This window comes from Streptomyces indicus, from assembly GCF_900100315.1.
In the GTDB taxonomy this organism is placed as follows: Bacteria; Actinomycetota; Actinomycetes; order Streptomycetales; family Streptomycetaceae; genus Streptomyces; species Streptomyces indicus.
The window spans coordinates 555,587-568,587 of the sequence record NZ_FNFF01000001.1; the positions used below are offsets into that span (position 1 = coordinate 555,587).

Sequence of the window (13,001 nt, forward strand, 5' to 3'; positions counted from 1 at the left end):
CGCGCGCGTCAAACCTGGGCGGGCGCGATGAACTGCACGTCCAGGTGGATCTTCACCACCTCGCCGAGCAGACCGGGCGCGAAGGTGAGCCCGAACTCACTCCGCCGGATCTCCCCCGTGGCCTCGAATCCCGCATGCTTGCCGCCCATCGGCGCATCGGCGACGCCGCCGAACTCCACGGCGAAGGTGACCGGCCGGGTCACGTCCCCGATGGTCAGCTCACCCTCCATCGTCCAGTCCTCGCCCGCTCCCTTGATGCGCGTCGAACGGAAGCTCATCGTGGGCCGGTTGGCGACGTCGAGGAGGTCGGAGGAGCGCACGTGGGCGTCACGGTCGGCGTTGCCGGTGTCGATGGACTCCAGGGCCACCGTCGCGGTGACGGAGGAGTCGGCGAGGGTCTCGCCCACGGTCAGGGTGGCGTCCAGCTGGTCGAAGCGGCCGCGCACCTTGGAGATGCCGAGGTGGCGGATGGTGAAGCCGACGGCGGAGTGGAAGGGGTCGAAGGCCCAGGCGCCGGCGGACAGGGGGAGCGTGGTGGTCCGTGAGGTCGTCATGGCTCCACCCTCGGGCGCTACGGGCGGACCAGGAAGGCCGGGCCGAGGCTGGTCCGGCTGAGGCTGGTCCGGGGAAGGCTGGCCCGGCGGAGGCTGGTAGTGGCAGGGCCACCCTCCGGCGCCCTGCCCCTCGTACGATCGACGGATGACCGACAACGAGCTCGGCTCCTTCCTGCGCGCCCGCCGCGAGGCCGTCACACCCGCCGAGGTGGGCCTGCCCGAGGGGCCGCGCCGGCGCACCCCGGGGCTGCGCCGCTCCGAGCTGGCGATGCTCGCGGACATCAGCGTGGAGTATCTGGCCCGCCTGGAGCAGGGGCGCGACCGCCATCCGTCGCCGCAGGTGCTGGGGGCCCTCTGCGACGCGCTGCGGATCCCGCTGGAGGAGCGGCTCTATCTGCGGCAGCTCCTGAAGTCGGAGGAGAGCGACTTCCTGTGCGCGGTCCGGCCGCGTCCGCAGCGCGAAGTGCGGCCCACCGTACGGGCGTTGCTCGACCGCCTTGAGCCCACCCCGGCGCTGGTGGTCAACTGGCTCGGCGAGATCGCCGCGTACACGGAGGGCTTCGCACGGCTCGCGCGGCCGCTCGGCATGCTGGACGGCGAGGCGCCGAGCCTGCCGCGCTATGTCCTCACCGATCCGCGGGCGAAGGACGCGTACGCCGACTGGGAGCGGGCCGCCGACGAACAGGTGGAGCTGCTGCGCTTCGGCATCACGAAGGGCGACCCGGAGACCACGGAGCTCGCGCAGGAGCTGACGATCACCGTCGGCGCCGCGTTCACCGACCGCATCGCCGCACCGGCGCGGGTCGCCCGGCGCAGCGGCACGCAGACGCTGGTGCACCCGGAGGCGGGCGAGCTGCGCCTCGCGTACGAGATCCTGGAGCTGCCGGAGGGCGACGGCCAGCGCATGATCGTGCATCTGCCGGCCGACGAGGCGGCCTCGGCCGCCCTCGATCTGCTCAACGGGCGCCGGCCCGGCACGCTGCGGGCCGTCGGCAGCTGAGGGGCGCGGCGGCGGACCCCCGCACCCCTCACCGGCCGCCGCTCAGCGGCGTGCGACCCTGCGCTGCGCCCGCAGCCACTCCTTGTTCATCGCCGCGATGGACGGCAGCGGGATGCCCTTCGGGCAGGCCGTGGCGCACTCGCCGGTGAGGGTGCAGCCGCCGAAGCCCTCCGCGTCCATCTGGTCCACCATGTCGAGCACGCGGGTCTCGCGTTCGGGCGAGCCCTGCGGAAGGACGTTGAGGTGGTTGACCTTGGCCGAAGTGAACAGCATCGCCGAGCCGTTGGGGCAGGCGGCCACGCACGCCCCGCAGCCGATGCACTCGGCGTGCTCGAAGGCGAAGTCCGCGTCCGGCTTCGGCACGGGGGTGGCATGTGCCTCGGGGGCCGCACCCGTTGGGGCGGTGATGTAGCCGCCCGCCTGGATGATCCGGTCGAAGGCCGAGCGGTCCACGACGAGGTCCTTGACCACCGGGAAGGCCGCGGCCCGCCACGGCTCGACGTCGATGGTGTCGCCGTCCTGGAAGGAGCGCATGTGCAGCTGGCAGCTGGTGGTGCGCTCGGGTCCGTGGGCGTCGCCGTTGATCACCAGCGAGCAGGCGCCGCAGATGCCCTCGCGGCAGTCGTGGTCGAAGGCGACGGGGTCCTCGCCCTTGACGATGAGCTCCTCGTTGAGGGTGTCGAGCATCTCCAGGAACGACATGTCCGGGGAGATCCCGTCCACTTCGTACGTGGACATCGCGCCGTCGGCGCCGGCGTTCTTCTGCCGCCAGACGCGCAGGGTGAGCTTCATGCGTAGCTCCGCTGGGTGGGGTGTACGTATTCGAAGGTCAGCTCTTCCTTGTGGAGCACGGGGGAAGCGCCCGTGTCGGTGAACTCCCAGGCCGCGGCGTACGAGAACTCCTCGTCCTTGCGCTCGGCCTCGCCGTCCGCGGTCTGCGACTCCTCGCGGAAGTGGCCGCCGCAGGACTCGGCGCGGTGCAGGGCGTCCAGGCACATCAGCTCGGCGAGTTCGAGGTAGTCGACGATGCGGTTGGCCTTCTCCAGGGACTGGTTGAACTCCTCGCCCGTGCCGGGCACCTTGATCCGGCGCCAGAACTCCTCGCGGATCTGCGGGATGCGCTCCAGGGCCTTGCGCAGGCCCGTCTCCGTACGCGCCATGCCGCAGAACTCCCACATCAGCTCGCCGAGTTCGCGGTGGAAGGAGTCGGGGGTGCGGTCGCCGTCGACGGAGAGGAGGAGGTTCAGGCGGTCCTCGGTCTCCGCCAACACCTCCTGCACGACGGGGTGTTCCGTCGACAGCTCGTCCTGGTGCGGGTTGCGGGCCAGGTAGTCGTTGATCGTGGACGGCAGGACGAAGTAGCCGTCGGCGAGGCCCTGCATCAGTGCAGAGGCGCCGAGGCGGTTCGCGCCGTGGTCGGAGAAATTGGCCTCGCCGATCGCGAACAGGCCGGGGATGGTGGTCTGCAGGTCGTAGTCCACCCACAGCCCGCCCATCGTGTAGTGCACGGCGGGATAGATCCGCATCGGGACCTCGTACGGATCCTCGTCGGTGATCCGCTGGTACATGTCGAAGAGGTTGCCGTACTTGGCCTCGACGGCCTTGCGGCCCATGCGCTGGATGGCGTCGGCGAAGTCCAGGTAGACGCCCTGGCCGCCGGGGCCCACTCCCCTGCCCTCGTCGCACACGTTCTTCGCGGCGCGCGAGGCGATGTCGCGGGGCACCAGGTTGCCGAAGGACGGGTAGATGCGCTCCAGGTAGTAGTCTCGCTCGTCCTCGGGGATCTCGGCCGCGGGACGGGTGTCGCCCTTGGCCTTGGGCACCCAGATCCGGCCGTCGTTGCGCAGCGACTCGCTCATCAGCGTGAGCTTCGACTGGTGGTCGCCGGTGCGCGGGATGCAGGTGGGGTGGATCTGCGTGAAGCAGGGGTTGGCGAAGTACGCGCCGCGGCGGTGGGCCCGCCAGATCGCGGTCGCGTTGGAGTTCATGGCGTTCGTCGAGAGGTAGAAGACGTTGCCGTAGCCGCCGGAGGCCAGCACCACGGCGTCCGCAAAGTACGTGTCGATCTTCCCGGTGATGAGGTCGCGGGCGACGATGCCGCGGGCCCGTCCGTCGACCACGATCAGGTCGAGCATCTCGGTGCGGGCGTGCATCTCCACGTTCCCCGCGGCGATCTGCCGGCTCAGCGCCTGGTAGGCGCCGAGCAGGAGCTGCTGTCCCGTCTGGCCGCGGGCGTAGAACGTACGGGAGACCTGGACGCCGCCGAAGGAGCGGGTGTCGAGCAGGCCGCCGTACTCGCGGGCGAAGGGGACGCCCTGGGCCACGCACTGGTCGATGATCTCCACCGAGATCTGCGCGAGCCGGTGCACGTTGGACTCGCGGGCCCGGAAGTCGCCGCCCTTGACGGTGTCGTAGAAGAGCCGGTGGATCGAGTCGCCGTCGTTGCGGTAGTTCTTCGCGGCGTTGATGCCGCCCTGCGCGGCGATCGAGTGGGCGCGGCGCGGCGAGTCCTGGAAGCAGAACTGCACGACGTGGTAGCCCTGTTCGGCCAGCGTCGCGCCCGCCGAGCCGCCGGCGAGTCCGGTGCCGACGACGATCACGGTGTGCTTGCGGCGGTTGGCCGGGTTGACCAGCTTGGCCTCGAAACGGCGCTTGTCCCAGCGCTCGTTGACCGGACCGGAGGGCGCCTTGGTGTCGACGACGGGTGCGCCGGTTGCGTATTCCGCGTATGTGCTCATGGTCAGCTCACCACTCCGGTCATGACGGCGACGGGGACGGAGACGAAGCCCAGCGTCAGCACCAGGGCAAGGGCGTTGGCGGTGGCCTTGAGGACCTTGTCGCGGCGCGCGTTGCCCGCGCCGAGGGTCTGCGCGGCGCTCCAGAAGCCGTGCCGCACATGCAGGCCGACGGCGACGACCGCGACGATGTAGATGACGTTGCTGTACCAGGTCGAGAAGGTGTCGATGATGTTCTGGTACGGGTGCAGGTGCTCGAACTCGCCCGGGTGGACGGTGCCCGTGGTCAGGTCGAGGAGGTGCCACACGATGAACAGGGCGAGGATGATGCCGCCCCAGCGCATGGTCCGCGTCGCGTAGCTCGCGCGCTTGCGCTTGTGCACGTACTTGGCGGGGCGCGCCTTGATGTCGCGGCGGCTCAGCTGGTACGCGGACACGGCGTGCAGCACGACCGCGGCGACCAGCACGATCCGTACGAGCCACAGCGCCCACTCGTAATGGAGCACCGGCTCGCCCATGGTGCGCAGCCAGTGCGCGTACTCGTTGATGTCCTCGGGTCCGAAGAAGATCTTCAGGTTCCCGATCATGTGGGCGACCAGGTAGCCGAGCATGATGAGCCCGCTCACGGCCATCACGGTCTTCTTGCCGATCGTCGAGTCCCACACCGAGCGCACCAGGGAGGGGCGCATGCCCGAGCGGGCCGGGGACGGACGCTTGCCCGGGGCCTTGCCCGGTGCGGTGTCCTTGTCGGGGCGCGTTGCCAGAGCCATGGAGATGACGGTAGGGGCCAAGGACCTGATCAGTCCAAGACATGATCCGCCTCATTTCCATAGCCACTGCCTATCGTGCGGGTACGCTGCCGTGTATGCAGTTCCAGCAGCTCCAGTACTTCGTCGCGGTCGCCGAGACCCGTCACTTCACGCGGGCGGCCGACGCGCTGCACGTGGCGCAGCCCTCGCTGTCCCAGCAGATCAAGGCCCTTGAGCGGGAGCTGGGCGCGGAGCTGTTCAGCCGGGCGCGGGGCAACATCGCGCTCACGGACGCCGGCGAGGCGCTCCTCCCGCTCGCGCGCCGGATCCTCGCGGATGCGGACACCGCGCGCCTGGAGGTGCAGGAGCTGGCCCAGCTGCGCCGGGGCCGGGTCCGTCTCGGAGCCACACCGAGTCTGTGCACGGGGCTGCTGCCGGACATCCTGCGCACGTTCCACGACGCGTATCCGGGGGTGCGGCTGATGGTCGAGGAGGGCGGCTCGCACGACCTCGTCCGCCATCTGGCGCGCGGCGCCCTGGACCTGGCACTCGTCGTCCTGCCCCTGCCCTCCCCCTCCCCCGCCCTCACCACGGTGGAGCTGCTGCGCGAGGACCTGGTGGTGGTCTCCTCGCCGGCCTCACCCGCACCGGGCCGCGCGGGCCGCTCGGTGCGGATCGCCGACCTCCAGGACGAGCCGCTCGTGATGTTCCGGCACGGCTACGACCTGCGGGAGCTGACGGTGGCGGCCTGCCGCGCCGCGGGGTTCGAGCCGGACTTCGCGGTGGAGGGCGGGGAGATGGACGCGGTCCTCGGTTTCGTACGGGCAGGCCTCGGCGTCGCGGTCGTCCCCCGCATGGTCGCCACACGAGCAGGCCTCGGCCTCCGCGTCACCCCGCTGACCCGCCCCGGCCTTCACCGCACGATCGCGCTGGCCCACCGCAGCGATGTGGCTCCACCACGGGCTGCGCGCGAGCTGCAGCGGATGCTGACGGGGCACTTGTCCTGACCGGGCAACTTGTCCTGACGGTGCGGTGCCTGACGGCTCAGGTCACCGAGCGAGCCACCCCGCACCCGCCAGCACCACATCCGCCACCTCGCCCACCGGCGCGTGCGTCGCGTCCACCGTGAAGTCCTCGACGCGGGCCCGGTCCAGGATCGCGGCCAGTTCGCCCGAGCGCTTCAGGTGCCATGCCAGGTCGTCCGGCCGGTCCTCGTGCCGGTGGCGCAACCGCTCGTGCACCACCGGGAGTTGCACCGTGAGGCGGCAGACGGCGAGCGGGACGCCGAGCGCGTCCGCGAGGCGTCCGCGGTCGGTCTCGTCCTCGGCGACTCCGGCCAGGACGAGGTGCCGGGCCCCGGCCGCGAGGTAGTTGGCCGCCACCGCCTTCAAGTTGCGCAGCATCAGGGCCGCGTTGAAGGGGTCATCCGCCGGCGCCGGCCACGCCTGGCTCAGGCGGTCGAGGTCGATCACGCCGTGCGGGACGCCTGCTGTGGCCAGGCGGTCCCCCAGTTCGTCCGCGACGGAGGTCTTCCCGACGCCGACCGTGCCGGTGAGCAGGAGGGCGGAAGGAGTCGGAGGGCCGGGTGCGGCGGCGGCGTTCATGCAGGTGATGCTAAGCCGCCGTCAAGCGGCGCCCACCGCCGTCATACGACGCCCACCACCCTCACGCACGCGCACCGTCACGCGAAGCCGCCCCTCACCCCACCGCATCCACCAGCGCCAGCTCGTGCAGCCGGTCCGGTGGTCCGGGGCGGGCGTAGTACCAGCCCTGTGCCGTGTCGCAGCCCAGCTCCCTGAGCTGGTCCGCCTGCGCCCCGGTCTCGACCCCCTCCACGGTGACCGACAGGTCCAGGCTGTGGGCCAGGCCCACGATGCCCTCCACGATCCGCAGGTCCACGGGGTCCACGGGGAAGCGCTGCATGCCCTGGGTGAACGAGCGGTCCAGTTTCAGGACGCTCACCGGCAGGCGCCGCAGGTTCGCCAAGTTCGAGTAGCCCGTGCCGAAGTCGTCCAGAGCGATGTCCACGCCCATCTCGGCAAGGCGCCGCAGCGGCTTGAGGAGGTCGTCGTCCGCGCCGATCAGGGCGGATTCGGTGACCTCCAGGCACAGGGAGCCGGGCGAGAGGCCGGAGCGCTGGAGGATCTCCACGGTGTCGGAGACCAGGCCCGGATAGTGCAGCTGGTGCGGGGACAGGTTGACGTTGATCCGCAGCGGCCCGGCGTCCGCGTGCCGCTCCTCCCACTCGCGCGCCTGGCGCACCGCCTGGTCGAGCACCCAGCGCCCGAGCGGCACGATCAGCCCGGTGTGCTCGGCGAGCGGGATGAACCGGTCGGGGCTGAGCGTCCCGTGCTGCGGATGCGACCACCGTACGAGCGCCTCCGCACCGCGCACGCTGCCGTCCGCCAGGTTCACCAGCGGCTGGTACTCGATGAAGAACTCCTCGCGTGCCAGCGCGGTGGGCAGGGCGGTGGTCAGGCCGTAGCGGGTGATCGTGCGGGCGTCGGCCTCGGGGTCGGCGATCTCGTAGCGGTTGCCGCCGGCCGACTTCGCCCGGTACATCGTGATGTCCGCGCTGCGCAGCACCTCCGCCGGGCTGCGCTCCCCCGCCGGGCCCTCGACGATGCCGATCGAGCCGCGCACGGTCAGTTCGCGCCCTTCGATCCGGACGGGGATCGCCAGCATGCTGAGGATGCGCGAGGCGAGTTCGTCGACCTCGCTCTCGGTGTCGGGTCCGGTGGTGAGCGCCACGAACTCGTCGCCGCCGAGCCGCGCCACCATCTCGCCGGGCCGGGTCGCACAGGCCTGGAGCCGGTCGGCGATCTCCACGAGCAGCCGGTCCCCGGCCGCGTGCCCGAGGCTGTCGTTGATCGCCTTGAACCCGTCGAGGTCCAGGTAGCACAGGCCGAAGCGCCGTCCCTCGCCCGCCGCGAGGGCCTTCTCCAGGCGCTCGAAGAACAGGGTGCGGTTGGGCAGGCCGGTCAGCGCGTCGTGCGTGGCCTCGTACCGCAGCCGCAGGTTGAGCAGGCGGCGCTCGGTGGTGTCCTCCATCAGCGCCAGCTGGTACTGGGGCCGTCCGTCGGCGTCGCGCAGCAGCGAGACGGTCAGGTTGGTCCACAGGACGGTGCCGTCGGCGCGGTAGTACGGCTTCTCGACGCGGTAGTGCTCGCGGCGCCCCTGCACCAACTCCTCGTACAGCCGCCAGACTTGAGGCGCGTCGTCGGGGTGGGTCCAGTCGGAGACCTTGCGGCCGCGCAGCGATCCGTTCATGCCGCCCGCGCCGAACATCGCGTTCAGCGCGTCGTTGACCTGGAGGATGTTGCCGTCGAGGTCCGCGATGCCGATGCCGATGGCGGCGCCCTCGAAGACGGCGCGGAAGCGGGCCTCGCTGGTGTGCAGCGCCTCGGCCACCGCCTGCCGCGCCATCAGGGCGGCCCGCGAGATCGCCTCCTGCTCGCCGCGCGTGCGCTCCCTGAGCGCCTCGGCGAAGCCGCCGGCCATCGCGTGCTGAAGGCGGGCACAGCGCGCCCGGTGCGCCTCGCGTTCGGCCTCGTCCTCGCTGCCGCAGTACAGGACCAGATAGGCATCGACGACGTCCAGGGTCCGGGTGAGCGCCTCGGGATCGGTGCAGTGCGCCTCGATGAGCGCGGCGCCCGCGCGCCGGCCGGCCGCCGCGTCGAAGGCGCGCGCGGTCAGCGCGTCCCGCAACTGCTCGGCCAGCGGCAGCAGTTGCCGCTGGAACTCGGCGCGGGTCCGTGACGTCGCCGTCACGGGGAACACCGCCCGCCCCCAGATGGTGACGAACCGCCGCAGTCGCGAGTCCGGCCCGTCGGCCTCCGCGGTGGCCTCCGTTTCACTCACGTCAGCAGCCCCACGCCCGCGTACCCCGAGAAGGCGTACGGGTCCTCCTGCTCCGGCGGGGTGTCCGGGCGCCACAGCGGCATGGACACGAGCCCGGGTTCGACCATCCCGTACCCCTCGAAGAACCGCTCGATCTCGGCCTGCGAGCGCATGATGAGCGGGTTGCGGATGTCCTTGTAGACGCCGACGGTGCCGCCGGCCTGCTCCTGGGTGAGTGGGATCCCTTCGTACGAGGCGTGCGTCAGGATCAGCAGGCTGCCGGGCGCGAGCGCTGCGCGCAGTGCGGCGACCGCCGCGTACGGGTCGTCGGCGTCCTCGACGAAATGGAGGACCGCCACCAGCAGCAGGGCTACGGGGCGGTCCAGGTCGAGCAGTCCGGACAGCACGGGGCTGTCGAGGATCTCCTGGGGCTTTCTGAGATCGGCGGCGAGCACGCCGGCGTCCGGGTTCCCTTCGAGGACGGCCTCGCTGTGCGCGACGGCCACCGGGTCGTGATCGACGTACACCACCCGCGCGCCCGGGTGCAGGTTCTGCGCGACCTCGTGGACATTGCCGAACGTGGGGATACCGGAGCCGATATCGAGAAACTGCGTGATGCCGCGCTCGACGGCGTATCCCACGGCCCGTCTCATGAAGGCACGATTCGCCTGCATGATCTTCGGGAGGCCCGGCATGAACTCCATGGCTTTGCGGGCCGCTTCACGATCCGACTCGAAGTTGTGCGAACCACCCAGGTAGTAGTCGTAGATGCGCGAAACGCTCGGCACCGATATGTCGATGCTCCGCGGAGCCCAGGCGGGTCGCTCCATCAGTGTCTCCCTGTTCGACCTTCGAGAGGTGGGTCCGAGCCGGTGTTCGAGGCGAGGCTACTGACCGGCCGCGGGCGGGTCGAGTCGAACCGGAAATTGTTCGTCCGTTCTCGGTCACTGCCTCCGGCAAGTGCACCTGCAGCTGCACGTGCAGATGAATTCTCGTCACCTTTGGGGTAGTTCGGTGCGGCGGAACTCGACTCCCCCCTTCCACAACCGACTTCCGCGTCCGTCGCGCAAGGCCTTTTGGAATTTCCGGTTTCCGGCCGACGACTTCAGGCAAACAATACGGGCCGGTTCCTCCACCGCAGGCGAGGGGGAGAAACCGGCCCGTATGAGGGGTTCCTGTGCAGGTGCCCGATCTCGCGCCGGGCCGCTGCCGGGCGCGCTACTTCGGGGCGCCGACCAGCTTGCCCTCGGGCGAGACGGCGTACCAAGTGCCGCCCACGCCCTGGCCGTTGGTGTCGCCGGGGGCGCTGTCACCGGCGTAGGTGTACAGCGGCCAGCAGTCGATGGTCTGCTGCTTGAGGCCGTCGGGACGGTTGAAGGTGACGAAGCCCTTCTTGAGGATGCCCTCGGTGTCGTTCTTGTCGACGGGCTCGACCACGGGCCAGTTGGCCAGGCAGTCCCCGGTGCAGGCCGACTTCATGGGCCAGGCGGAGTCCTTCTTGAAGCGGTAGACCGTCATGCCGTTCTTGTCGATGACGATCTCGCCCAGCTTCGGGTCCTTGCGCGTGGACAGGCCCGCGAGGTCCGCCTGTTCGCCGCCCTCCTCCTCCGCTGCCGCCGGGGAGGCCTTCTTGCCGTCGGGCGCCGCGGCGAACCAGGTGCCGCCCACGCCCTGCCCCTTGGCGTCGCCGGGCTTCTTGTCCTGGGCGTACCGGTACATCGGCCAGCCCGCGATGGTCAGCTGCTCGGTGCCGTCGGTGCGCTGCACCGAGCCGATCAGCGAGGGGTCGACGCCGGGCGCGGCCTTGGCGCCCTCCGCGGCGACCACCGGCCAGGCCGTCTCGCAGTCGCCGTCGCAGGTGGACTTGGGTGGCTTCGCCGTGTCCTTGTCGAAGCGGTAGAGCGTGAACCCGGCGCTGTCGGTGACGACCTTGCCCAGCTCCTTGCTGTCCCAGACGGCGAGCTGGCCCGCGGACTTCGGCTCGGCGGCCGCCGCATCGGCGTCGCCGCCCCCGCCGTACCCGTCTCCGTAGCCGCCGTCGGCCGGTGCCGCGTTGCCCACGGACTGGCCGTTCGGCTGGTCGGACCCCTTCTCCTGACCGCACGCCGTCGTCAGCGCAAGAAGGGCCGCAGCCGCCGCGATCGAGGCGCTCCGCCAGGTCTTCATCGTGAACTCCCATGGTCCGCTCGGGTGGTCGGCGCTCGGATGCGCCGCACATGGCCCTAGGTACGCAAGCGGACGGCGGGTGCGTTCAAAGCACTTCAAGATTTCTTTTCCCGGCGGCCGCCCGCACGCCAGTGATGTGCGTGTTTTCCATACGTTTCGGGGGAACCGCACGCCTCACGAAACCCGGCCGTAGCTAAATGGCCGAATTGCATCGCCTGACGCACCCTGAGGGCATGCCCTGGCAAGCACCGATCGTGGTCCACCCGCCTCGCGCGGGGCGTCCCGGACGCCGCGTCGAGGTGCGCGGCGTGGCCCTCGGGACCGCGTACAGCGACGCGGATCTCGTGGAGTTCCTGCGCCGCGCGGGGCTGAGCGACGCCGACATGGCCCTCGACGACCCCCATCTGGTGGAGTGGCGCGGGCCCGGTGCGCACGCATGGTGAGCGCGGTGACCGTCCTGGCCACGGCCGCGGGACCGGAGCCGGCGGCCGCGGGCCCGATGTCCGTGGCCGCGAGCCCGCTGGACTGGTCGCTGGTGGACGGCACGCTGCCGGTGGTACTGCGCGTACTCGGCCTCGCCTCGCTGGCGTTCCTGCTGATCACACGGGACCGGCGCTGGTGGACGCGGTGGCTGCCGGCCGCCCTGGTGCTGGCCGCGCTGCTGACGTTTCTGGTCAAGGTCATCGTCAACGACTGGTGGCAGCCCTTCCCCGACGAGCTGCCCTTCGAGGTGCTCTTCTGGATCGGCATCCTGCTGCTCGCCCTGCTGCTCGCGCTCTTCAAGCTGCGCTTCCTGCGCTGGCGCGGCCGCGTCGGCGCCCTGTTCGCCGCTCTGTGCGTGGTCCTCTACGCGAGCAACCAGGTCAACATCTACTACGACAACTTCCCGACCGTGCGCACGATGCTCGGCCCGCAGGACACCGTGAGCCTGAAGGACGCGACGGGCACGAAGGAGCCGGTGCTGGAGGTGCCGCCGGGCAGGACGATCGAGGACGTGTGGCGCCCGCCGAAGGACCTGCCGGCCAAGGGCACGGTGTCGCAGACACCCATCCCCGGCACGAAGTCGGGCTTCAAGGCGCAGACCGCGTACGTGTATCTGCCGCCCGCCTACCGCGCCTCGCCGCGCCCCCTGCTGCCCGTGCTCGTGCTGCTGCCGGGCCAGCCCGGCGCCCCGGAGAACTGGATCACCTCCGGTGAGCTGCCGACGATGATGGACGCGTTCGCCGCCGAGCACCGCGGCCTCGCCCCGATCGTGGTCGTGGCCGACAACCTGGGCTCGCCGTTCGACAACCCGCTGTGCGTGGACGGCAAGCTGGGCAAGGTGCAGACATACCTCTCCGAGGACGTGCCGAACTGGGTGGCCGCGCATCTCCAGGCCGCCACCGACCGGGCGCAGTGGGCGATCTCGGGGCTGTCCAACGGCGGCACGTGCTCCCTTCAGACCGCCGTCAACGCCCCGCAGCGCTACGGGCGCTTCATCGACATCTCCGGCGAGGCCGAGCCGTCCGTCGGCAGCCACCAGCAGACCGTGGACAGCGTGTTCGGCGGCGACGAGGCGGCCTTCCGCAAGGTCAATCCGCTGGATGTGATGGCCCGGCAGAAGTTCCCGGACACGGCGGGTGTGTTCGTCGCGGGCACCGAGGACAGCACCTACCGGCCGCAGGCCAAAGTGGTGTACGACGCAGCCCGCAAGGCCGGGATGGACGTCCGCCTGATGGAGCTGCCCGGCGCCCACAACTGGTCGGTCTGGCGCCCGGGCCTGGAGAAGAACCTCCCGTGGCTGGCCCGGCAGACGCGCCTGATCCCCTGACCACCACAGCGGCGATCTCGTCCTGATCGAGCGTCAGCTCCCTTCTCACGCCACGCACCGCGCGAGGGTCCGCGCCACGCCCGCCATCCCACCAACGGCCCATGCGGATGCCCCATTCGTACGACACCGATCGCGGCCGTACGGGCA

At 70.8% G+C, this 13,001-nt stretch carries 12 protein-coding genes; 4 read left to right on the forward strand and 8 right to left on the reverse strand.

The window, feature by feature from the left end:
- Nucleotides 1-8: 8 nt before the first annotated feature.
- A complete protein-coding gene (locus BLT97_RS02540; protein ID WP_093606969.1) occupies nt 9-554 on the reverse strand; it encodes a YceI family protein in 546 nt (181 codons plus the stop codon).
- Nucleotides 555-699: 145 nt separating this feature from the next.
- Here BLT97_RS02540 and BLT97_RS02545 point away from each other — a divergent pair, with 145 nt between their 5' ends.
- A complete protein-coding gene (locus BLT97_RS02545) occupies nt 700-1,554 on the forward strand; it encodes a helix-turn-helix domain-containing protein (RefSeq protein ID WP_093606970.1) in 855 nt (284 codons plus the stop codon).
- Nucleotides 1,555-1,596: 42 nt separating this feature from the next.
- Here the strand turns inward: BLT97_RS02545 and BLT97_RS02550 are convergent, their stop codons facing one another.
- From BLT97_RS02550 to BLT97_RS02560, 3 genes are read right to left on the reverse strand one after another with little or no spacing between them, the layout of a single operon-like run.
- Nucleotides 1,597-2,346, reverse strand: a complete 750-nt coding sequence (locus BLT97_RS02550; protein WP_093606971.1) for a succinate dehydrogenase/fumarate reductase iron-sulfur subunit — start codon at nt 2,344-2,346, stop codon at nt 1,597-1,599.
- Entirely contained in the window at nt 2,343-4,292 is a 1,950-nt protein-coding gene (locus BLT97_RS02555; RefSeq protein ID WP_093606972.1) for a fumarate reductase/succinate dehydrogenase flavoprotein subunit, read from the reverse strand. The genes BLT97_RS02550 and BLT97_RS02555 overlap by 4 nt, the downstream gene beginning before the upstream one ends.
- Before the next feature lie 2 nt (nt 4,293-4,294).
- Complete coding sequence (locus BLT97_RS02560) at nt 4,295-5,059, reverse strand: succinate dehydrogenase (protein WP_176953613.1); 765 nt, start codon at nt 5,057-5,059, stop codon at nt 4,295-4,297.
- Between the two features lie 95 nt (nt 5,060-5,154).
- Between BLT97_RS02560 and BLT97_RS02565 the strand changes: the two genes are divergently transcribed.
- Nucleotides 5,155-6,045 carry a LysR family transcriptional regulator gene (locus BLT97_RS02565; protein ID WP_093606973.1) on the forward strand — a complete coding sequence of 297 codons (891 nt, stop codon included), beginning with the start codon at nt 5,155-5,157 and terminating at the stop codon, nt 6,043-6,045.
- A 42-nt stretch (nt 6,046-6,087) separates the two neighbouring features.
- On the opposite strand, the gene BLT97_RS02570 is transcribed toward BLT97_RS02565, so the two are convergent.
- From BLT97_RS02570 to BLT97_RS02585, 4 genes are all read right to left on the reverse strand, one after another.
- Complete coding sequence (locus BLT97_RS02570) at nt 6,088-6,642, reverse strand: ATP-binding protein (RefSeq protein WP_176953614.1); 555 nt, start codon at nt 6,640-6,642, stop codon at nt 6,088-6,090.
- 94 nt (nt 6,643-6,736) lie between these two features.
- The gene (locus tag BLT97_RS02575) at nt 6,737-8,899 is read right to left on the reverse strand and encodes a putative bifunctional diguanylate cyclase/phosphodiesterase (protein ID WP_093606974.1); all 2,163 of its coding nucleotides are present in this window, start codon (nt 8,897-8,899) and stop codon (nt 6,737-6,739) included.
- Nucleotides 8,896-9,708, reverse strand: coding sequence for an SAM-dependent methyltransferase (locus tag BLT97_RS02580; protein ID WP_093606975.1), 813 nt, complete (start codon nt 9,706-9,708; stop codon nt 8,896-8,898). The genes BLT97_RS02575 and BLT97_RS02580 overlap by 4 nt, the downstream gene beginning before the upstream one ends.
- Nucleotides 9,709-10,096: 388 nt before the next feature.
- Nucleotides 10,097-11,044, reverse strand: a complete 948-nt coding sequence (locus tag BLT97_RS02585) for an SCO0930 family lipoprotein (RefSeq protein ID WP_093606976.1) — start codon at nt 11,042-11,044, stop codon at nt 10,097-10,099.
- Nucleotides 11,045-11,277: 233 nt separating this feature from the next.
- On the opposite strand from BLT97_RS02585, the gene BLT97_RS02590 reads away from it, so the two are divergent.
- Nucleotides 11,278-11,487, forward strand: coding sequence for a hypothetical protein (locus BLT97_RS02590; RefSeq protein ID WP_093606977.1), 210 nt, complete (start codon nt 11,278-11,280; stop codon nt 11,485-11,487).
- 5 nt (nt 11,488-11,492) lie between these two features.
- Entirely contained in the window at nt 11,493-12,854 is a 1,362-nt protein-coding gene (locus BLT97_RS02595) for an alpha/beta hydrolase (protein ID WP_218137277.1), read from the forward strand.
- The last annotated feature ends 147 nt before the right edge of the window (nt 12,855-13,001 follow it).